This is a genomic window from Roseibium sp. RP-7, assembly GCF_053005225.1.
Map to the genome: position 1 here is coordinate 1 of NZ_JBRKQA010000001.1, position 20,935 is coordinate 20,935.

Below are 20,935 nucleotides of genomic sequence, written 5' to 3' on the forward strand. Positions count from 1 at the left end.
ACCCACTTGGACCAAACGCGCAGCGCGCCAAGGACAAACAAAAAAACAACGCGGGATGGAGCAGCCCGGTAGCTCGTCAGGCTCATAACCTGAAGGTCGCAGGTTCAAATCCTGCTCCCGCAACCAACAAATAACCCGGCCTCGCGCCGGGTTTTTTGTTGGTAACGGATACAGATTTTAAACTGACCAGCGCCCCCACAAAAAGCGCTATGCCCGACGCCGAAGGCCACAAAACGCCCAAAGCCACATACCGAAACAAACAAATAACCCCGGCAGAAAAACTGACCGGGGTTTTTTGTGCCATTATGACAGGGCCGGGCGAAAGAACGGAAACCTAGGCCGTTTCGGAGAGAACCTGTCCCAGTGTTTCCACCATCTCGTCAATCATGCCTTCTTCTACAATCAATGGAGGCGAAAGGGCGATGATGTCGCCAGTCACGCGGATCAGCAAGCCCGCCTCGAAGCACTTGACGAAAACCTCGTAAGCACGTTTTCCGGGCGCGTCCTCGCGGGAGTTGAGTTCAATGCCGGCAATGACGCCAACAGTGCGGATGTCCTTGACGTGTTTGGCGCTCTTGAGCGTATGGATACGGTCTTCCCAGGCGTTTGAAATCTCCGAACCACGGGTCAGAAGCTTATGTTTTTCGTAGATATCGAGCGTGGCAAGGCCGGCGGCGCAGGCAACCGGGTGACCGGAATAGGTATAGCCGTGGAAGAGTTCGATTGTTTCGGCCGGACCATCCATGAAGGCTTCATAGATCGCGTCTTGCGCGAAGACCGCTCCCATCGGAATGACGCCGTTGGTAAGACCCTTGGCAGTGGTAAAGAGATCCGGTTTCACGCCGAAGAAATCGGATGCGAAAGGGGCGCCAAGGCGTCCGAAACCGGTGATGACCTCATCGAATATCAACAGGATACCGTGACGGTCGCAGATCGCACGCAGTCGTTCCAGATATCCCTTGGGCGGGATCAGGACACCGGTGGAACCGGCGACCGGTTCGACGATAACGGCCGCGATTGTCTCCGCCCCATGTAGCGCGACGATCCGTTCCAGATCGTCGGCTAGATGTGCGCCCCACTCCGGCTGGCCCTTGCTGAAGCTGTTGTGTTCGGGAGCATGGGTGTGCGGCAAGTGATCGACACCGGTCAGGAGCGACCCGAAATGGCGGCGGTTGTTGACGATGCCGCCAACGGAAATTCCGCCGAAGCCGACACCGTGATAACCGCGTTCGCGACCGATCAACCGGGTTCGGGAAGCGTCTCCCCTGGCGCGGTGATAGGCGAGCGCCATCTTCAGGGCCGTGTCGACGGATTCAGACCCGGATCCGGTAAAGAAGACATGGTTGAAGCCTTCCGGCGCAACCGACTTCAGACGTTCTGCAAATTCGAAGGCAATCGGATGGCCCATCTGGAAGGAGGGCGCGTAGTCCAGTTCGGACAGCTGCCGGGCGACCGCATTGGTGATCTCTTCATAACCGTGTCCGGCATTGCAGCACCAGAGGCCCGCAGTGCCGTCGAGAATGCTGCGGCCGTCGTCGCTGCGGTAATGCATGCCCTTGGCCGAGACCAGCATGCGTGGAGACTGCTTGAACTGACGGTTCGCGGTAAACGGCATCCAGTAAGCGTCAAGCGGCTGGTTGGATCGAATATCTGTGTTGTTGTTGACGATGTTCATGTGTGCCTCCTCGGTCGGTCGCACTAGAAAGCACTGATTTTGACAAGCCGAATAGTCTGTTTCTTGCAGACATCAAGGTATTGAAAAGACGCATTTTGAATGGGAAACTGTTTAGGATGATAAACACACTAAACACCGATGACTTCTCACGCGACGTCGGATTGCGCCTGCGGGCGATCCGGGAAGCGCATGGCTATTCACAGCGGGAATTGGCCAAACGGGCCGGTGTCACCAACGGTTTCATCTCTCAGCTGGAAGCGGCCAAGATCAACACCTCCCTGAGCGCGCTGAAACGTGTTCTGGACGGTATACCGATCGGTCTTTCCGAGTTTTTCGCCTATGAGCCGGAGCGGCAGGAGCAGGTGTTTTTCGGCGTCGATGAGCTGACCGAAATCGGCAAGGGCAACATTTCTTACAGGCAAGTCGGCAACAGCCTCTTCGGACACGAGCTGCAGATGCTTTACGAAGTTTATGAAGCGGGTGCGGATACAGGGCGGGTCATGCTCAGCCACGAGGGCGAGGAAGCCGGTATCGTCATTGAGGGACGGCTTGAAGTTACCGTCGGCGAGCAGAGAAAGGTCCTCGGACCTGGAGATGCCTACCTCTTCAAGAGCTCGATCCCACACAGGTTCAAGGCACTGCGAAACGGCCGCTGTGTCGTTGTCAGCGCCTGTACGCCGCCGACGTTCTGACCCTACGCTAGAACAGTCCGAGCTTCTTCGAATTCGCCTTCCATTGTACCAGACGGTGGCTCGAAGTCGTCTCGTTGGCCCTGGCTGCAATGTCGACCATCAGGCTGAGCGCGGCAACGATCCCGATTGTCGATTCCAGAAAGAGGCCCGTTCTGGAAGGCGCATAGACGGCGGCATCGGCGATCTCCCTACTCCAGTGGCAATATTCGTCCGAAACCACAATCACTGATCGGCCCTGGCTCTTTGCCAGCCGGGCGAGCTTCAGCGATTCCGATGCATAGGGCACGACGTCCACCAGGATAAGGCATGTTGTGGCGGCCGTTTCCGGACCGTGATCAAGCCACTCGCCCAGCATGCCGTCATGGGCGGACAGGAAATGGACATTCTTTCGCGCGAGCGCCATCCGGCGGGCGAAATCCTCCACTGTTCCCCGGATCGACTGAAATCCCGTGGCGTAAATCGTCTCGGAAGCCGAAACCAGTCGGATGACCTCTTCCCAGTTATCGCCTTGCGTCTGGTTGAAGACGTTGGTCAGTCCCTGGACCTCGGCTTCCAGCGTCTCGACGAACCGCAAAGGGATGTCCCCGTCGGTGACGAAGGAGGCCGTGGTGACCGAATAATGTTCGCGCAGCAGCTGCTTCAGCCCTTTCATGCCGTCGCATCCGAGCCGGCGCAGCAACCTTCCGACGGTGACCTCTGAAACCCCCGCCTTTTCCGCGAGAGATTTTCCGGTTTCCAGTCCGAGAGATGAAATATTCAGGCTGACAAACTGCGCAAGCCGGGCCTCCTGCTTGGGGAGTTTGGGTGTTTCATCCTGCAAGCGTTTGATGAATTCATCGAATTTCGCCTGAGGGAAGGAGGAGAAGCCGGCTTCCATTTCAGTTCCCAAAATGACAGAAAAATAACATTTGACAGAAATGTCATAATTCAATCTCCTTTTGGACGCAAGCCCGTTCACCTCCCAGAAACGTGGCAGCAAACCAGAGGGTTCCATGACTAACAACACGCTGAAGAGAGTTGCCAAGGCAACACTTGGCGCAGCGGCACTGGTGGCTGTTGCCAGTGCTGCGCAGGCCGAGGAAGAACTGAATCTCTACAATTGGGGCGACTACATAAATCCGCAGGTTCTGACCAGATTTACCGAGGAGACGGGGATCAAGGTGAACCTGGACACCTATGGCTCCAACGAGGAAATGCTTGCGAAGATCCAGGCCGGCGCCACCGGTTACGATATCGTGTTCCCGTCGGTCCATATGCACGACATCATGTTCCAGCTTGGTTTGCTGGAAAAGACCGGCATCGGCAGCGATCCGGCTTTCAAGAACATCGACCCGCAGTTCATCCGCGCGAAGACAGATCCGGACGCGGAATACTGTCTGCCGTATGCCTGGGGCACAGTCGGCATCGCCTACAACAAGCAGAAAGTGGCCGAAATGACCGGCTGGAAGGATTTCTTCGCCCTGGCTGACAAGGGCGAGAAGATCATCCTTCTCGACGATCTGCGCGAGACCATCGGCATTGGTCACATCATGAACGGCACGTCGGTCAATTCCACTGATGAAGCCGAGATCAAGGCTGCGGCAGATTACATTCTGGAGCGCAAGAAGAACGTCACCGCCTTTACCTACGACAGCATTCCGCTGGTCCAGTCCGGCGATGTGGCGGCGGCACACTGGTATGTCGGCGCGAACATTTTCGTGCAGCAGGCTCCGGACGTGCTCGCCTACGTCATCCCGGAGGAAGGCGCGACCATGTACCAGGAGGATATCTGCGTCCTGGCCAGCGCACCGAACAAGGACAACGCAAAGAAGTTCCTGCAATTCTATCTTCAGCCGGAAATTTCCGCGCTGAACGTACAGCAGCAGCTGAATGGCACCCCGAACCTGCCGGCCCGGGAGCTCCTGCCGCCGGAAATTGCCAACAACGAAAGCATCTACCCGCCTCAGGACGTGATGGAAAAGCTGCAGATCTTCGTGGACCTCGGCCGCGACCTTCAGCTTTACAACAGTGAATGGACGCGCATCAAAACGGCACAATGAGTGCGGATGCGGACGACCGTCACGACCAGACTGCGCGGCCACGGGCCGCGCATGTCGCCTGACGTTCCGAGGGGGTAGAATGCAAGGAATTTTGAGGATCGAAAGCGCCTCCAAGAGCTTTCAGGCTCCGGAAGGTGGCGTCATCCGGGCACTGGACAACGTGTCCCTGACAGTGGCTCACAACGAGTTTCTGACGCTGCTTGGCCCGTCGGGCTGCGGCAAGACCACCTTGCTGAGGGCGGTCAGCGGGTTTGAGGATCTCGACGGTGGCGAGATCTACATAGACGGCCAACCGGTATCGGATCAGCCGGCACACAAACGACCGGTCAACACCGTCTTTCAAAGATATGCGCTGTTCCCGCACCTGTCGGTGCAACGGAACGTTGCCTACAGCCTCGAGGTTAGAGGCGTCGCGAAAGCGGAAATCAGACAGCGTGTCGGCAGCATGCTTGAGCTTGTCGGCCTTGCCGGAATGGGCGCGCGCAAGATCGGCCAGCTTTCCGGTGGGCAGCAACAGCGAGTGGCCCTTGCCCGCTCGCTTGTGGCGCGGCCAAAAATTCTTCTGCTGGACGAACCCCTGTCGGCGCTGGACAAGAACCTGCGCCACAAGATGCAGCAGGAGCTGAAGACCCTGCAGCACGAACTTGGCATCTCGTTCATCTTCGTCACCCACGATCAGGAAGAAGCGCTGGTGATGTCGGACCGGATCGCGGTGCTGAACGGCGGCAACATCCAGCAACTGGATGCGCCTGAAGAGCTCTACCGACGTCCAGCGAACGAATTCGTTGCTCGCTTCATCGGCGAAAGCAACCTCCTGGACGCGACAGTGGTTTCGGTTGCCGGTGCGCGTTGCGACGTCGTTCTGACCGATGGTACCGTCATACGCGATTGTCCGGTAAACGGCCTGAAGCGAGGTGATCCGGCTAAGGTGTTGATCCGGCCGGAAAACCTTCTGGCGGACCTGGGGCAAAGCGGTTCTGGCGAGCGGGCGGGACACGAAATCTCGGGCACCGTCAGCGAGAGCTTTTTCGCCGGAACCGATTACCGTCTTGTCCTTTCTTGCCAGGGGCTGCCGCCGGTCAGGGCATCGCTTCGGGCGGGACCTGGCACGTCGCATCACACCATCGGCGAACGGACTTCGCTGTTCGTGCCGCATGATGCCGTGCACCTCATTCCGGGAAATGGAGCTCCGGCATGAGCAGGGGGCACAACACACTGGAAAACAGGAGAAAGCTGACGCTGTTTGGCCTCTTGCTGCCACCGTCCGCCTTTCTTACGATCTTCTTCCTCGGGCCGCTCACCATCATGATCGTCTATTCCTGGCTCACACCGGGTCTTTATGGCGGCGTTGAATGGAAATTCTTTCACCTGAACTACGGCCGCATCCTGGGCTGGGCCGACACCAAGTACGAGCGCTTCGACCCGGTCTATATCGAGATCTTTCTGCGGTCGGTGAAGCTGGCGGCAACCACTGTCTTGCTCAGCCTCATCCTCTGTTACCCGGTCGCTTTCTGGGTGTCGCGGATGTCGGACAGGATGAAAAACCTGGTCATCTTCCTGATCACGCTGCCTTTCTTCATCAGCCTGATCGTGCGTCTGTTCGCGTGGGTCCTGATCCTGCGGCCGACCGGTTTCTTCAATCAGGCGCTGATGGGCCTCGGACTGATCGATGAGCCGCTGGAAATCATCTTCACAGGCACGGCGGTGGTCATCGGCATGGTCTATGTGTTCGTGCCGTTCATGTTCCTGCCGCTCTATGCCAGCATCGAAAAGCTGGACCACAGCCTGATTGAAGCCTCGCAGGACCTGGGTGCCAACCGGCTTCAGACGTTCTTTCGCGTGATCCTGCCGATGACCCTACCGGGCATCGTCGGTGGCTCAATCATCGTTTTCATCCCGAGCCTCGGGAATTTCATCGTGCCGTCGCTTCTCGGCGGGGCAAAGGTGGTCATGATCGGCAATCTGATCGAGCAGCAATTCCTGTCGGCGCGCAACTGGCCCTTCGGAGCGGCGCTCGGAATGATGGTGATGGCCGCCGTCCTGGTCCTGCTTCTCTACTACATCCGCATTGTTACCCGTGAAGAGCGGCGCTCCGGCGGATCGAAGGTGGCAGAGGAGGTTGCGGCATGAGGCGCAAGATTTCCTGGCGAAACCTGTTCCTGTCGGTCTACGGATGGCTGTTTCTGGTCTTCATCTACGTGCCGATCCTGTTGATCACGGCGTTCTCGTTCAACTCCAACCCGGTCAACATGATGATCTGGCAGGGGTTTACCTTCGACTGGTACCGCACGATCTTCGGCTTCCCGACGGAACTGAACGAGCTGACGCTTTATGTGGAATCAACCGATCAGCTCTATAACGCGGTCCTGAACAGCCTGACGGTAGCCCTTATCACGACGGCGGTGTCGACGGTGCTCGGAACGTCGGTTGCGTTGGCGGTCGCCCGCTTCCGGTTCCGCCTCAAGAATTTCTACCGGGCCCTTCTGTTCATGCCGATGATCATGCCCGACATCATCCTCGGCATCGCACTGTTGATCTTCTTCGTGTCCTTCGGCTTCGGTCTTGGCCTGCACACGATCATCATCGGCCACTGCACGTTCCTCAGCAGTTACGTGTTCATCGTGGTCAGCGCCCGCATCGCGGATATGGACGACAGCCTGGAAGAGGCATCGGCGGATCTGGGGGCCGATGGCTGGAGGACATTCCGGCGGGTGACCCTGCCGCTGATCGCACCGGGTGTCATCGGCGGTGCGATGCTCGCCTTCATCATCTCGATGGATGATCTGGTGATCACCTATTTCATCTCCGGCGTCGATTCCACGACCCTGCCTGTTCACATCTACGGGATGCTGCGCAGGGGCATCAAACCGGAAATCAATGCAATTGCCACGGTCATGCTGGTGTTTTCGTTCATCATCGCATCCGTTGGCCTCTACATGCGGTCCCGCAAGAAATGACGCAGAAACATAACTCCAAACGTGCCCGCGACCTGGGACTTCCCATGCCGGGCACTCCGGGTCCGCAAAACGCGATTACCGATGTCGAAGGGGTGCTTGTCGGCTATGAAACGCTTTCCTCGAGGCTGACACCTGCGCTCGCGAGCAACGGTCTTCCCGTGCAGACCGGCGTCACGGCAATCCTGCCCAGGGGGCGGACATCGACACCGCGTCCGGTGTGGGCGGGGCTGCATTCGCTCAACGGCAACGGTGAAATGACCGGCAGTCACTGGGTCAAGGACGCGGGCTATTTCACCGGCCCGATCCTGATCACCAATACGCACAGCGTAGGCGCTGCGCACGAGGCCGCCGTACGCTGGATGGTCGATACCTATCGCGATGCCTGGGAGAACAACCACCTTTGGGCGATGCCGGTTGTCGCGGAAACATATGACGGTGTCCTGAACGACATCAATGGCCTGCATGTACGGCCGGAACACGCGGCAAAAGCCCTCGAAAACGCGACATCCAATCCGCCTGCCGAAGGCAATGTCGGCGGTGGTGCCGGCATGATCTGCTACGAGTTCAAGGGAGGAACGGGCACCGCCTCACGGCGTATCGAAGCAGGTGGCAAGCCCCACACGGTCGGGGTTCTTGTGCAGGCGAACCACGGTCTTCGGCCATGGTTCAAGGTGCTGGGACAGGCCGTCGGGGAAAAGATGATGGAAAACCGGTTGCCTGGCTTCAAGGCGGAGCGTGGCTCTATCATCGTGATCATCGCAACGGATCTGCCGCTGCTGCCTTCCCAGCTCGACCGTCTGGCCCGCCGCGCGACCATCGGCATTGGCCGGGGCGGAACGCCGGGCGGCAACAGCTCCGGCGACATTTTCCTTGCTTTCAGCACGGCCAATGAAATGGATCTGCCGCAGCTCAGCGGGCCGTGGAAATCCATGGTGTCGCTGAACGACGATCTGCTCGATCCGGTCTACATGGCTGCAGTGGAGGCAATCGAGGAAGCTGTCCTCAACGCCATGCTGGCGGCCGAAGACACGCCAACCGCAAGGCCCGCAGGTGCGGTTTGCCGGGCGATCGACGCCGAAGCCCTCAGAGAGCTCTTCGCACGGGTTTGAAAGCCCCGCCGGCGCCGATAGGTGCAAGAGATCGGCGGGGCTGTGGTGCCGTCTATCGACCGACCGCGTAGGCCTGCATCAGGCGCGGGGTCGCCGCTGCCTTCAGGACGCCGTCAGCGCTGCGCTTGGCGGCGGTCAGCCGGCCAATGGTCCAGTTGCCGGAAACTTCCACCGAATGCCCGCGGGCCCGCAGCAGATTGATTGTCTCGGAGCTGAAATTGCCTTCCGCCATCACGTGCCCCGGCTGACGCTGGCGCGGGTGGAACGACGTCGGGAAATGGGTCGTGTGGAACAGCGGCAGATCGATGGCTTCCTGCAGGTTGAGGCTGTGATGCACCAGCCGCAGGAACAGGGAGAGCTGCCACTGGTCCTGCTGGTCGCCGCCTGGTGTGCCGAACACCATCGCCGGTCGCCCTTCATGGAAGGCCAGGCTCGGCGTCAGCGTGGTGCGCGGGCGTTTGCCGGGCGCCAGGCTGGTCGGCAGGCCGTCTTCCAGCCAGAACATCTGCGCGCGGGAATTCAGGCAGAAGCCGAGCGCGGGAATGATCGGAGAGGATTGCAGCCAGCCGCCGGACGGGGTCGCGGCAACCATGTTGCCCCAGCGGTCGATGATGTCGAGATGAACCGTGTCGCCCCGCCGCTCGGAAAGATGCGCCATCGTCGGTTCGTAAAGACCCGTGTTGGCAATGCCTGCGCGCTCGATCACGGCCATGTTGGCAGCCACCTGGTCTTCGAAGCCCGGCAGAACGCCAGGGCGTAGGTCGAAGGAAGCGGTGTCGGAAATCAGTTTGCGCCGCGCATCGTTGTAGTCGTCCGACAGCAGCGTGCTCATCGGAACGTCAACAAAGGCCGGATCGCCGTAATAGACCTCGCGGTCTGCATAGGCGAGCTTCATGGCTTCGGTCACATGGTGGACGAAGTCGGCACCAGCCGGGTCCATTGCGCCGATGTCGAAGCCTTTCAGGAGCGCCAGCGCTTGCAGGAGCACAGGCCCCTGTCCCCATGGGCCGGTCTTGGCAACGGTCCAGTCGTGATAGTCGCTCAGGAGCGGATCTTCGTAAGTCGCACTCCAGGTCGCCAGATCGTCGGCGGTCAGCACACCCTTGTGCTTGGCGCCCGAACCATCCATCACCTCGGCGGTTTCCAGGAAGGCCGCTATCTCCTCGGCAATGAAGCCGCGGTAGAAACAGTCCCGTGCCGCGTCGATCTGCTTCTCGCGGCCGGATTGGCTTTCCGCTTCGCTCAAGAGCCGGGTCCAGGTCTGGGCCAGAACCGGGTTCTTGAACATCTCGCCGGCTTCCGGCACGTTTCCGCCAGGCACCCAGGCCTCGAAGGACGTCGGCCATTCTGTCTGGAAGAAGTCCTTCAGCCCGCCGATGGTCGCCGCTGCACCCGGCAACATGGGCTGGCCGTTTTCAGCGTAATAGATCGCAGGCTCCAGCACATCGCGCAGGCTCAAGGTGCCGTGGTCGCGCAGCATCAGCATCCAGCCGTCGAAGGCACCCGGAATGACGGTCGACAGCAGGCCGTTGCCCGGAATGAGATCCAGCCCCTCCGCCTTGTAATGGTCGATGGTGGCTCCCGCCGGGGCAGGTCCCTGGCCGCAAACGACCTTGGTTTCGCCGGTTCCGCCCTTGTGGAAGATCACCGGCAAATCGCCGGCAGGGCCGTTCAGATGCGGCTCCAGAACCTGCAGCACAAGCCCGGTCGCAACGGCGGCGTCAAAGGCATTGCCGCCTTTTTCCAGGATGCTCATGCCGACGGCGCTTGCGATCCAGTGGGTGGAAGTGACGACACCGAAGGTGCCGGTGATTTCGGGGCGGGTGGTGAAAGTCGGCATGAGTTACTCTTTGGGTTTAAAAAAAACGGGTCAGCTTTCGCGCGGGTCGAGAGCGTCGCGCAGGCCATCGCCAAGCAGGTTGAAACCGAGAACGACCAGGAAGATCGCCGCACCCGGCCACCAGGCCATCCAGGGCGCCTGGGTCATGAAGTTCTTGGCAACGTTCAGCATGGAACCCCAGCTCGGTGCGGGAGGTTGCTGGCCGAGGCCGAGGAAAGAAAGGCTCGCTTCGGCAATGATCGCGGTGGCGACTGTCAGGGTCGCCTGGACCAGAACCGGAGCAAACACGTTGGGCAGGATGTAGCGGGACATGATCGCGAAATGGCTGAGCCCGATGGCCCGGGCCCCTTCGACATAGTCCTCTGTCTTGACCGACAGCACCTGGCCGCGTGTCAGGCGCACGAAGATCGGCATGGCCGACAGGCCGATGGCGATCATGGCGTTGCTGAGGCTCGGCCCCAGGAACGCGGCAAGCGCAATTGCCAGAATGAGAAAGGGCGTTGCCAGAAGCGCATCGGTGACCCGTGAGATCGCCTGGTCGATCCAGCCACCGAAATAGCCCGACAGAAGACCAAAGGGCACGCCGATCAGCACGGCGATCAGCACGGACACGACGCCCGCCATCAGCGAGGCCTGCGCGCCCCAGATCATGCGCGAGAGGATATCCCGGCCGATCTCGTCGGTGCCGAGCCAGTGGGCGGCGGATGGCGCCTTGCGCACGGCGCTCCAGCTGGTTGCGGCCGGGTCCGCAATGGGCAGCAGCGGCGCGGCAACCGCTATGCCGATGAAAAAGGCGACGATGATGAAACCGAACAGCGCGCTCTTGTTCGCCTTCAGCTTTTTCCAGGCGCGGCTTTCGAGGCGGATGGTTTCCTCGGCCGGATCTGCGGCGGTGGTCACGGCGCTCACAGGCTGCTCCTCATGCGCGGGTTGAGAAGGAAGTAGAGAACATCGGCAATCAGGTTCATCAGGATGAAGCCGGCAGCCGTGCACATGACGATCCCCTGGACGACGGCATAATCGCGAGTGAAGACCGCATCGACGATCAGCTTGCCGAAGCCCGGAATGGTGAAGATCTGTTCCGTAAGCACTGCTCCTGCCAGCAATTCGCCAAAGAGCAGGGCACTCAGGGTGACGATGGGCAGAAGCGCGTTGCGGAACGCGTGTTTCAGGATGACCACGTTCTCTCGAAGACCTTTGGCACGGGCGGTGCGGACATAGTCGGCCTTCAGGACACCCAGCATGGCAGAGCGGGTGTGCCGCATCAACGTGGCCGCCAGTGCCGTGCCCAGCACGAAGGCTGGCATGATCATGGTCTGGAGTGATTTCAGCGGATCGACGAAGGGCGATTCATAGCCGGAGGCCGGCAGCCAGCCCAGGTGAACGGAAACCAGCATGATCAGCATGATGCCGAGCCAGAAATTCGGGATGGAAAGGCCGGACAGCGCCACGAAATTGGCGATGTAGTCCACGGCGGTTCCCTTACGCACCGCGGACAGGATGCCGGCCGGAATGCCTATGGCGAAGGCGATGACCATCGCCATCACCGCGAGCTGGATCGTGACCGGCAGCTTGTCGGCAATAAGCTGCGTCACCGGCTGGTTGGTCCGCAGCGAAATGCCGAGATCGCCCTGCAGCATGGCCTTCATCCAGGAAAAATACTGGTAGAGGATCGGGTCGTTGAGCCGGTATTTCTCGCGGATGAACGCCAGCACTTCAGGATCGCGTTCTTCGCCGGCAAGCACGAGCGCCGGGTCGCCGGGCAGCAGTTTCTGCAGCACGAACACGAAGACCGAGACCAGAATGAGCGTCGGGATGGCGATGAGCAGCCGGCGTACGATGTAGGACAGCATTCAGGCAAAATCCGTTTGGATCGAGACCCGGCAAGAGCCGGGTCCCGTCATGCGTCTGGTTATTTGAACTTGACGTTCTCGAGGCGGATCATGCCGTCAGGATAGGCGGTGAAGCCTTCCAGCTTGCCGGACAGGGCCCAGATCCAGGTCGGGTGGTAGAGATAGACGATCGGCAATTCGTTGATCAGGATATCCCGTGCCGCGTCATACTTGGCCTTGCGCGTGGCGGTGTCATTGCTCTGCCGCGCCTCGTCCAGCAGCTTGTCGACTTCCGGAATGCAGACCTTGGAATCGTTGATCCCGCCCTTGCAGGTCATGAACTGGTGGATGTTGCCATCCGGATCGACACGACCCGACCAGCCCACCTGGCTTGCCTGGTAGTTGCCCGCGGACTGGTCCGCCAGCAGGCTGGCGAATTCCATCGACTTCAGTTTGACGTTGAAACCGGCTTCCGCCGCCATCGACTGAACAACCTGCATCATCTGCGTCTGCACGGGGTTGTTGGCCACCTGCACTTCGACGTCGAGGCTGTCATAACCGGCTTCCTTCAGCAGGGCCTTTGCCTTTTCGACATCCCGTGCCGGAACCGGATAGTCCTTGTCGTACCAGGGGCTGGTCGGCGGGAACGGCTGGTTGCCGGGTGCAAAGGCGCCTTCGAAGACAACCTGGTTGATCGCGTCACGGTCGAGCGAAAGGCTGAAGGCCTGGCGGATCTTCGGCTCGTTGCCGAACGGGTTGTCACCCTTCTCGCCGTTGTTGAGGTTCACCGTGATGCCCTGGTAGCCAAGGCTGACGGCTTCCGCGAAGCCGAGGTTGGCATCGCCCTTTACCGAGGCGACGTCGGTTGCAGCAAGGCGTTCAAGCATGTCGATATCGCCGGAGCGCAGGTTGGCGAGACGCACGGTTGTATCGGGGATCGGCAGGAACGTGACGGTGTCGAAGTTGATGGCATCCTTGTTCCAGTAGTCGTCGAACTTGGACAGAACAATGCGGTCCTGCTGGACGCGTTCAACGAACTTGAACGGGCCGGAACAGACCGGGTTGTTGCCGAAGTCGGCCCCGGCGGCTTCTGCGGCGGTCGGGGAAACCATCATGCCGGCGCGGTCGGCAAACTGGGCCAGCAGCGTTGCATCCGGCGAGGCGAGGCTGATCTTGACTTGCAGCGGGCCGGAAACTTCCACGCCTTCGATGGACTTGACTTCACTCTTGCGGCGGCTTTCCGGAAGGGTCTTCGAGCGCTCGATGTTGGCCTTCACCGCTTCCGCGTCAAAGGGCGTGCCGTCGTGGAAGGTCACGCCTTCGCGCAGGTCCATGGTCAGAACCTTGCCGTCGTCAGACCAGGTCCAGCCGGTGGCCAGCTGCGGGATGATTTCCAGATCCGGGGTGATGTCCACCAGCTTGTCGCACAGCGAGGTGTAGACGATACGGCCGACAAAGGTCCGGGACTGATCGGGATCCAGCACATCGGCATCGTCCTGCAGGCCGATACGAAGATCGGCGGCTTGGGCGGCCGTGGCCAGGGTCGTTGCGCTGAGCAGCAGCGCGGCAAGGAAATCCTTACGCATGTTTGTACTCCTCTCGGAAGGGCTCGATTTATGGTCTTGCGGCCGTCGTCGGCTCTTTTTGTTGACTTCGGGTCCGGAACAGCGCGAAGCGCTTTTCCGCATTGGGGCTCCTTGGCGGTTCCTGAACCGGGGGCTGGGCATCGTCTGCAATCTTTTCCCAGTGGTGACAGGCGACGGTCCGGTCACCGGCAACATTGGCGGGCACCGGTTTCTCCCGGCTGCAAAGGTCGGTCGCGTGCGGACAACGCGGATGGAAACGGCAGCCTGAAGGCGGATCCAGCGGCGAGGGCACGTCGCCCAGGAGAGCGGCCTTCATCGACCGGCCATGGGGTGAGGCAATCGGGATCGCGCGCATCAGGGCCTGGGTATAGGGATGCAACGGCTTGTCGAAGAGCGCGTCGTTCGGCGCCAACTCGACGATTTCGCCCAGGTACATGACAGCCACCCGGTCGCTCATGTGGCGGATGACCGCCAGATCGTGGGCGATCAGGACCAGCGTCAGGTCGAATTCCGACTTCAGGTCTTCCAGAAGATTGATGACCTGGGCCTGCACCGAAACATCCAGTGCCGAAACGGGTTCATCGCCGACGATCACCTTGGGACCGCTGGCGAGCGCCCGGGCTATGCCGATGCGCTGGCGCTGACCGCCGGAAAACTCGTGCGGATAGCGGTTGGCAAAGGCTGGACGCAGGCCGACCTTGTTCAGAAGCTCGGCGACCTTCTGCCGCCTTTCGGTACGGGTCAGCGCCGTGTGAACCTTCATCGGTTCCTCGATCAGCGCGCCGACGGTCATGCGCGGATTGAGAGAGGAAAACGGGTCCTGGAACACGAACTGCAGATCTTTCCGCAACCGGCGCATTTCCTGTTCGGACAGGGCGGAAATGTCGTTGCCGTCGTAAAGAACCGCACCGTCCGACGGTGTCAGCAGGCGGACGAGAAGACGTGCCAGCGTGGATTTTCCGCAGCCGCTTTCTCCAACGATGGAGAAGGTTTCTCCACGTTTGATGGTCAGCGATACACCGTTGACGGCACTGACCGAGGTTGCCGGTTTGAAAAGGCTCTTGCGGCCGCCGAAACGCTTGGTGACGGCGCGCGTCTCGATGATCTTGTCCCGGGTTGGCAGGCTCATCCGGCAGCCTCCGCAAATGCGCTTTCCAAGGGGGCGTAATGGCAGGCGGCCCGGTGAGATGGGCCAAGTTCGACAAGTGCCGGCGTTGTTTTGCAACCGGTTCCGGAAAAGGGGCAGCGCGGTGTGAACCGGCACCCGGACGGCATGTTGTCGATGGCAGGCACCATGCCGCCAATGGTTGCCAGCCTGCCGGACCGGGGCCCGACCGACGGCACGGAGCTCATCAGGCCGATGGTGTAGGGGTGTTGCGGATCGTCGAAAATTGCGGCGACCGGGCCTTCCTCCACCGCGCGCCCCGCGTACATCACACAGACGCGGTCGGCGATTTCGGCGACGACGCCCAGATCATGCGTGATCATGATCAGCGCCGTTCCGCTTTCCTTCTGCAGGTCTTCGATCAGGTCGATGATCTGCGCCTGGATGGTCACGTCCAGCGCGGTGGTCGGCTCGTCGGCGATCAGCAGAACCGGGTCGTTGGCAAGTGCCATGGCAATCATGACGCGCTGACGCATACCGCCGGAAAGCTCATGCGGGTAATCGTCCAGCCGGCTGGACGCGGCCGGAATCTTGACCCGCTCCAGCATTTCCAGTGCCCTTGCGCGGGCCTGCACACGGTTCACCGGGCGATGCCGCAGCACGATTTCCGATATCTGGTCGCCAATCCTGTAAGACGGATTGAGCGAGGTCATCGGCTCCTGGAAGATCATGGAAATACGGTCGCCGCGCAGGTCGGCGAGCGCGCGCTCTGGCAGGGCCAGAAGGTCCTGCCCCGCGAAAGTTGCCGTGCCGGACATGACCCTGGCAACACCTCGGGGCAGCAGGCCCATCAGCGACAAGGCGGTCACCGACTTGCCGCAGCCGCTTTCTCCGACGATGCACAGGGTTTCGCCCGGACGGACGGCAAAGGACAGCCCATCGACGATGTTTGCCGGGGCACCCTTGAAACGGAGCGAGAGGTCCTGAACCTCAAGAACGGGGGCCTCAGTCGGCATTTGCCGCCTCGCTTGCACTCTGGAAAAGGAGACGCTCCTGCAGCGCCAGCAGGTGGGTGCGCATGGTCTTTTCCGCGGCGATTGGGTCCCGGTTGGCAATGGCCGCGATGATGTCGACATGCTGAGCCCGGTACAGCGTCAGGGCATCGTCGGTTCTCAAGGCTTCGCGCACATGGCGCCAGGCGGTGTCCTGCCGGACCCGGTCCACAACGTCGAAAAGTGCCAGGAACAACGTGTTGCGTGCTGCGCGTGCAATGGCCCGGTGCAGGGCGCTGTCCCAGAGTTCGCGGCTGTCCATGTCCTCGGCCTTGCCGACGCGGTCCGCAAGGTCGCTCATGGCGGCAATATCGGAAGGCGCGGCGCGCAGCGCGGCCAGCCGGGCCAGCACCGGCTCGATCTGCAGCCGGACTTCCATGACCTCGAGCATGTTGGAGTTTTCGTGCAGCGACAGGATCTGCTTTTCCGGCTGTGCAGGTTCGCTGCCGATGAAGGTTCCCGCTCCCTGCCTGCGCCAGATCTTGCCTTCGGTTTCAAGCACTTCCAGCGCCCGGCGTACGGCCCTGCGGCCGACACCGATGGTTTCGGACAATTCACGCTCGGTGGGAAGCTGTTCCTCGCCCTCAGCCGTGAGCTGGTCCACGATGATCCGAAGTCGTTCCAAGGCCATGCTGGAGTTGCGCTGCGAAGGTTTGTCGGTGCCGCTCATGCCATACCAATTCGAACCAATTTGAATTGGTCGCATTATTGGCGCGATATTTTTAGCTGTGCAAGTAGTGCATTTTGCCAAGATGTGCCCGATACGAGTTTCGGACCGGGCTTGAGAGTTCTGGAATTTAAAGGCAGGGCTTCAGTCATTCATTGTGTAAATAACTGTATAATATAAAGAAAAATATCAGTGAGGCCTGAAGTGAACACCTTTTGGAAAAGGCTTTGCGAGGTGCTTGCCTGAAATTTGTGCTGGGGAACAAATTTTAATCGGTTCCGCTATTTTCGTCAGGTTATCTCCTGAGGCGAAACTTTGTATTGCATCCCCTTCCTCATGGGGTTGATTGTTGCTTGGTTTGGGAGAGAATTTGTCATTCTTTTCAAGAAAAAGAGTGATTTTTGATGCTCTGGCTCCCGGTTGGCGAAACTCCTGAAATTGGTTCATAGGAACCGTTTGTCGCCGTCGTCGCTTGTGGCGAAATTTTATGCGTGGCTGATCTTTGAGCTTTGCGGCGATTGACAAGATTTTTTTCTTCGGCGATCCTGATATCGAAATAGCGGCAATCGTTCAGCCGCATGGCAATTGCGCCCCGATCTGTCGCAGGTGACCACCTGCGGGTCGGGGTTTTTTTATGTTCAGCCCCCGCGGTTTGCATCGTTCGGCTGAAGGGCAGGGTAATACATGGCCTTTGGTGAAATACCTGTTGGCGTTCTGTTTTCGAAATCCGGTTCCTATGCCGCGATCGGGCAGGAAGGCTATTGGGGTGCCCGGATCGCCATCGATGAAATCAACGCTTCCGGCCTGTTCGATTTCCGTTTCCTGCGCGTGGATGGTGACCCGAAGGGCTCTGCCGAAAACTACGCCGTGGAAGCGGACAGGATGATGCGGGAGGCCGGCTGCCGGCACATCATCGGCACCCAGACCTCCTCCTCCCGCAAGGAAGTCTTGCCGGTGATGGAGCGTGGCCGCGGGCTGCTCTGGTACACCACGCCCTATGAGGGCTTCGAAAGCCACGATCGTGTGGTCTACACAGGCGCTTGCCCGAACCAGGGCGTGGTTCCGCTTTTCCGCCACATCGTTCCGGAATCCGGCCGCCGCGCTTTCCTTCTCGGGTCCAACTACATCTGGGGCTGGGAAACCAACCGCATCGCCCGCGAACTTCTGGCCGGGTGTGACGGCGAAGTTCTGGGCGAGCGTTATGTCGCCATTGGCGACGAGAACATCGACCATCTGATCGTTGAAATCCGGGAAAAACGGCCGGACTTCATCTTCAACAACCTGATCGGCGAAAGCAGCTACGCCTTCCTGCGCGCCATGAAGAGGCTTGCGAAGGAAGATCCCGCCTTTGCGCCGAACCGCTGCCCGATCCTCAGTTGCAATCTGACGGAAGCCGAGCTGCCGATCCTGGGGGCTGCCGCCGAGGGTCTTGTGTCCACCTCGACATACTTCGAAACGCTGGACACGCCGGAAAACGAGGATTTCCTGAGCCGGCTGGAGGGCCTGCGCGGCCCGGATGCGTCGATTTCATCCATGTTTGTCGGACCCTATGAGGCCGTCTGGCTGCTCGCCCGCGCTATCGAGGCCTGTGGTTCGGATGCACCGGATCATGTCCTGGCGGAATTGTGCCGCCGGCCGCACCGGACGCCGTTGCGCGACATCCGGATCGATCCGCAAACGCAGCACGCTTACCTGCAGCCGTTGATCGCGGTGGTGGAAACCACCGGGCCCGAGCGCATCCGCTCCCGGTTCCGCATCATCGAAAAGACGTCCGGCCCATTGGCGCCGGATCCCTATCTGGTTCACTATGACCCGCTGGAAAGCAACGCCGGTACATCTGGTGATACACCGGTACCGGACAACGGCAATTCGCCGAGACTGAGGCTGGTGTCATCATGAGCAGCCTGTTCCGCACACCGAGTTTTCGCGGTTGGTCCGCGACTGTGCTGCACAAGCCGCATTCCGACAGGGATGCCGTCTGCCGCCAGCTCGACCGTCTCGGCATTGCGGTGTCGACCGCCTGGCCGGAACTTCCCGAGGAAGCAAGGCAAGCCGATCTGGTGATCTTCGACGCCGACGCCGGTCATGATGCCCAGTTCCCCTGGCCGGTTGAGGAACACCCGATGCCGATGATCGCGCTGATGGGCAGCGAGGCCCCCGGGCGGGTCGAATGGGCCATCCGGCGCGGTGCCATTGCCCATCTGAGCAAGCCCATCGCCTCCAGCGGTGTTTACGGTGCGCTTGTCGTTGCCACGCGAACCTTTGCCATGCGCCGCGCATCGGAGGAAAGGATCGCGAAACTGGAAGCCCGCCTTGCCTGTCGGCCTCAGGTGGCCGAGGCCATCCTGCTTCTGATGCAGCACCAGGGCAGCGACGCCGATACCGCCTACAAACTTCTTCAGGACATGGCGATGGCGAGCCGGCAAACCATGGAAGACGTTGCGCTTGATCTGCTGGCGCGTTCAGGAGGGCAGAATGCCGGCCGACGTGAAGCCTGAAGCGATGCCAGACACCGTGAAAACCGCCGCCCCCGAAACCCCCAAAGGCGTCTGGCGCCGTCTCCTGGAAAGGAAACTCGCCGTCTTTGCCCTGGTCCTGGTCGGCGTAATCGTCGGGGCCGCCGTCTTTGCTCCCTTTGTCGCGCCTTTCGACCCGGCGGAACAGTTCTTCGAAGGGCTGACCCTGGAGGGCGCGCCTTTGCCTCCGGGCGAAACCTTCTGGCTGGGCACGGATCTGCTCGGGCGCGATCTCCTGTCACGTCTGATCTACGGCGCGCAGACGTCGCTCATCATCGGGGTTGTCGCCAACGGGATCGCCGTTGCGGTCGGTGCCTTTGTCGGCATCCTCGCCGGTTTTTTCCGTGGCTGGGTGGAAACGGTGCTGATGCGCTTCACCGATCTGATGATGGCCTTCCCGGCGCTGCTGCTTGCCATCACGCTGGCGGCCCTGTTCAGACCATCGCTCTGGATCGTTGCCATGGTGATCGCCATGGTCAACTGGGTGCAGATGGCGCGTGTCGTCTATACCGAAACCAGGTCGCTGTCGGAGCGTGAATTCATCCTGGCCGAACGGGCCATGGGCGCAGGCCTTTTCCGGATACTATTCCGCCACATCCTGCCGCATCTTCTGTCGACCATCGTCGTCTTCGGCACGCTGGGCATCTCGACGACAGTGCTGCTGGAGGCAACACTCAGCTATCTCGGCATCGGCGTACAGCCGCCGACCCCTTCCTGGGGCAACATCATCTACGAAAACCAGACCTATTTCACCTCGGCGCCCTGGCTGGTGTTCTTCCCGGGTATCGCCATCATCGCGCTGGCGCTGGGCTTCAACCTTCTGGGCGACGCCTTGCGTGAGGTGCTCGACCCGACACAGAAGGGGAGGCACTGATCATGGGTGGTTATATTCTGCGCCGGGTGTTCCAGTCCGTGCTGATCCTCATCGGCATCACCTTCCTGACCTTCGTCCTGCTCTATCTGATCCCGGCCGATCCGGCCCGCCAGATCGCCGGCCGCAGCGCCACCGCGCAGACGGTCGAGAACATTCGCGAGCAGCTTGGTCTTAACCTGCCGTTTTACCAGCAGTACTTCCGTTATCTGACCGGGCTGCTGCAGGGCGATCTCGGCCGCTCCTACCTGCAGAAGACGGAAGTGGGCGCGCTCATCTGGTCGCGTCTGCCGGCAACGCTCCTTCTCATGGTCGGCGCCATCGTCTGCGAACTGGCGATAGGACTTACCATGGGGCTCGTCGCAGCCCTGCGCCGGAACACGGCGACAGATACGAGCCTCATGGTCCTTTCCTTCGTCGGGGTTTCCTCGCCTCAGTTCGTGATCGGCATCCTGCTGCTCTACGTCTTTTCGGTGCAGCTCGGCTGGTTCCCCATCGGCGGTTACGGCACCTTCATGCACATGGTGCTGCCGTCGTTGACCCTCGGGTTCCTGGGCGCCGGCTGGTACTCGCGCATGATGCGCTCGTCCATGATCGACGTGCTGCGCCAGGACTTCATCCGCACGGCGCGCGCCAAAGGTCTGAAACGCTGGCAGGTCCTGTTCGGCCACGCCCTTCCCAACGCCTTGCTGCCGATCATCGCCATGATCGGAATCGATATCGGTCTTTTCATGAGCGGCATCGTGGTGGTTGAAAGCGTGTTCGGCTGGCCGGGCATCGGCCAGCTCGCCTGGCAGGCCATCCAGCGTGTCGACATTCCCATCATCATGGGCGTCACGCTCGTGTCCGCATTCGCGATCGTGCTCGGCAATTTCCTCGCCGACCTGATTGCACCCCTGATTGATCCGAGGATCAAGCTGCGCTGACGCGCGGCAACCGCCGGAAAACCGCCTTCAGAGCGGCCCGGCATATCACCGTAAGAACCGGAGGTTGG

General features: G+C 60.5%; 20 protein-coding genes and 1 tRNA gene. 11 read left to right on the top strand and 10 right to left on the bottom strand.

Going from position 1 to position 20,935, the window contains the following annotated elements:
• Positions 1 to 49: 49 nt before the first annotated feature.
• Positions 50 to 126: transfer RNA gene (locus ACVDG9_RS00005), tRNA-Met, on the top strand.
• 208 nt (positions 127 to 334) lie between these two features.
• Here the strand turns inward: ACVDG9_RS00005 and aptA are convergent.
• A complete protein-coding gene (gene aptA, locus ACVDG9_RS00010) occupies positions 335 to 1,675 on the bottom strand; it encodes an omega-aminotransferase AptA (protein WP_447236999.1) in 1,341 nt (446 codons plus the stop codon).
• 116 nt (positions 1,676 to 1,791) lie between these two features.
• On the opposite strand from aptA, the gene relB reads away from it, so the two are divergent.
• On the top strand, positions 1,792 to 2,367 hold the full coding sequence (gene relB, locus ACVDG9_RS00015; RefSeq protein ID WP_022999333.1) for a type II toxin-antitoxin system RelB family anti-toxin: 576 nt from the start codon (positions 1,792 to 1,794) through the stop codon (positions 2,365 to 2,367).
• A 7-nt stretch (positions 2,368 to 2,374) separates the two neighbouring features.
• On the opposite strand, the gene ACVDG9_RS00020 is transcribed toward relB, so the two are convergent.
• Positions 2,375 to 3,244 (bottom strand): MurR/RpiR family transcriptional regulator, encoded by an 870-nt coding sequence (locus ACVDG9_RS00020; protein ID WP_075284660.1) that lies wholly within the window; start codon positions 3,242 to 3,244, stop codon positions 2,375 to 2,377.
• A gap of 115 nt (positions 3,245 to 3,359) precedes the next feature.
• On the opposite strand from ACVDG9_RS00020, the gene ACVDG9_RS00025 reads away from it, so the two are divergent.
• The 5 genes from ACVDG9_RS00025 (at position 3,360) to ACVDG9_RS00045 (ending at position 8,472) form a co-directional block, all read left to right on the top strand.
• Positions 3,360 to 4,406 carry an ABC transporter substrate-binding protein gene (locus ACVDG9_RS00025; RefSeq protein ID WP_077291277.1) on the top strand — a complete coding sequence of 349 codons (1,047 nt, stop codon included), beginning with the start codon at positions 3,360 to 3,362 and terminating at the stop codon, positions 4,404 to 4,406.
• A 79-nt stretch (positions 4,407 to 4,485) separates the two neighbouring features.
• Positions 4,486 to 5,604, top strand: a complete 1,119-nt coding sequence (locus ACVDG9_RS00030) for an ABC transporter ATP-binding protein (RefSeq protein WP_447237000.1) — start codon at positions 4,486 to 4,488, stop codon at positions 5,602 to 5,604.
• Positions 5,601 to 6,536: an ABC transporter permease gene (locus ACVDG9_RS00035; RefSeq protein WP_447237001.1), complete on the top strand. Its 936-nt coding sequence runs from the start codon at positions 5,601 to 5,603 to the stop codon at positions 6,534 to 6,536. Before ACVDG9_RS00030 ends, ACVDG9_RS00035 begins: the two co-directional genes overlap by 4 nt.
• A complete protein-coding gene (locus ACVDG9_RS00040) occupies positions 6,533 to 7,363 on the top strand; it encodes an ABC transporter permease (protein ID WP_447237002.1) in 831 nt (276 codons plus the stop codon). The genes ACVDG9_RS00035 and ACVDG9_RS00040 overlap by 4 nt, the downstream gene beginning before the upstream one ends.
• The gene (locus ACVDG9_RS00045; RefSeq protein ID WP_447237003.1) at positions 7,360 to 8,472 is read left to right on the top strand and encodes a DmpA family aminopeptidase; all 1,113 of its coding nucleotides are present in this window, start codon (positions 7,360 to 7,362) and stop codon (positions 8,470 to 8,472) included. The genes ACVDG9_RS00040 and ACVDG9_RS00045 overlap by 4 nt, the downstream gene beginning before the upstream one ends.
• A gap of 52 nt (positions 8,473 to 8,524) precedes the next feature.
• Here the strand turns inward: ACVDG9_RS00045 and ACVDG9_RS00050 are convergent, their stop codons facing one another.
• The 8 genes from ACVDG9_RS00050 to ACVDG9_RS00085 all read right to left on the bottom strand — a co-directional run bounded on the left by ACVDG9_RS00050 (position 8,525) and on the right by ACVDG9_RS00085 (position 17,079).
• The gene (locus ACVDG9_RS00050; protein WP_447237004.1) at positions 8,525 to 10,312 is read right to left on the bottom strand and encodes a gamma-glutamyltransferase family protein; all 1,788 of its coding nucleotides are present in this window, start codon (positions 10,310 to 10,312) and stop codon (positions 8,525 to 8,527) included.
• A 30-nt stretch (positions 10,313 to 10,342) separates the two neighbouring features.
• Entirely contained in the window at positions 10,343 to 11,212 is an 870-nt protein-coding gene (locus tag ACVDG9_RS00055; protein WP_075284669.1) for an ABC transporter permease, read from the bottom strand.
• Between the two features lie 5 nt (positions 11,213 to 11,217).
• Positions 11,218 to 12,165 (bottom strand): ABC transporter permease, encoded by a 948-nt coding sequence (locus ACVDG9_RS00060; RefSeq protein ID WP_075284666.1) that lies wholly within the window; start codon positions 12,163 to 12,165, stop codon positions 11,218 to 11,220.
• 59 nt (positions 12,166 to 12,224) lie between these two features.
• Positions 12,225 to 13,730, bottom strand: coding sequence for an ABC transporter substrate-binding protein (locus ACVDG9_RS00065; RefSeq protein WP_075284667.1), 1,506 nt, complete (start codon positions 13,728 to 13,730; stop codon positions 12,225 to 12,227).
• Positions 13,731 to 13,758: 28 nt separating this feature from the next.
• Positions 13,759 to 14,859, bottom strand: a complete 1,101-nt coding sequence (locus ACVDG9_RS00070; protein ID WP_447237005.1) for an ABC transporter ATP-binding protein — start codon at positions 14,857 to 14,859, stop codon at positions 13,759 to 13,761.
• Positions 14,856 to 15,851 carry an ABC transporter ATP-binding protein gene (locus ACVDG9_RS00075; RefSeq protein ID WP_447237006.1) on the bottom strand — a complete coding sequence of 332 codons (996 nt, stop codon included), beginning with the start codon at positions 15,849 to 15,851 and terminating at the stop codon, positions 14,856 to 14,858. The genes ACVDG9_RS00070 and ACVDG9_RS00075 overlap by 4 nt, the downstream gene beginning before the upstream one ends.
• A complete protein-coding gene (locus ACVDG9_RS00080) occupies positions 15,841 to 16,557 on the bottom strand; it encodes a FadR/GntR family transcriptional regulator (RefSeq protein WP_447237007.1) in 717 nt (238 codons plus the stop codon). Before ACVDG9_RS00080 ends, ACVDG9_RS00075 begins: the two co-directional genes overlap by 11 nt.
• A gap of 186 nt (positions 16,558 to 16,743) precedes the next feature.
• Positions 16,744 to 17,079 carry a hypothetical protein gene (locus ACVDG9_RS00085; RefSeq protein ID WP_447237008.1) on the bottom strand — a complete coding sequence of 112 codons (336 nt, stop codon included), beginning with the start codon at positions 17,077 to 17,079 and terminating at the stop codon, positions 16,744 to 16,746.
• A 159-nt stretch (positions 17,080 to 17,238) separates the two neighbouring features.
• Between ACVDG9_RS00085 and ACVDG9_RS00090 the strand changes: the two genes are divergently transcribed.
• The 4 genes from ACVDG9_RS00090 to ACVDG9_RS00105 are packed head-to-tail and all read left to right on the top strand — an operon-like array spanning position 17,239 to position 20,867.
• Positions 17,239 to 18,453: a transporter substrate-binding domain-containing protein gene (locus ACVDG9_RS00090; protein WP_209170169.1), complete on the top strand. Its 1,215-nt coding sequence runs from the start codon at positions 17,239 to 17,241 to the stop codon at positions 18,451 to 18,453.
• The gene (locus tag ACVDG9_RS00095; RefSeq protein WP_022999317.1) at positions 18,450 to 19,052 is read left to right on the top strand and encodes an ANTAR domain-containing response regulator; all 603 of its coding nucleotides are present in this window, start codon (positions 18,450 to 18,452) and stop codon (positions 19,050 to 19,052) included. Before ACVDG9_RS00090 ends, ACVDG9_RS00095 begins: the two co-directional genes overlap by 4 nt.
• 4 nt (positions 19,053 to 19,056) lie before the next feature.
• Positions 19,057 to 19,944, top strand: coding sequence for an ABC transporter permease (locus tag ACVDG9_RS00100; protein ID WP_145903762.1), 888 nt, complete (start codon positions 19,057 to 19,059; stop codon positions 19,942 to 19,944).
• Positions 19,945 to 19,946: 2 nt separating this feature from the next.
• Entirely contained in the window at positions 19,947 to 20,867 is a 921-nt protein-coding gene (locus ACVDG9_RS00105) for an ABC transporter permease (protein WP_055656842.1), read from the top strand.
• Positions 20,868 to 20,935: the final 68 nt, after the last annotated feature.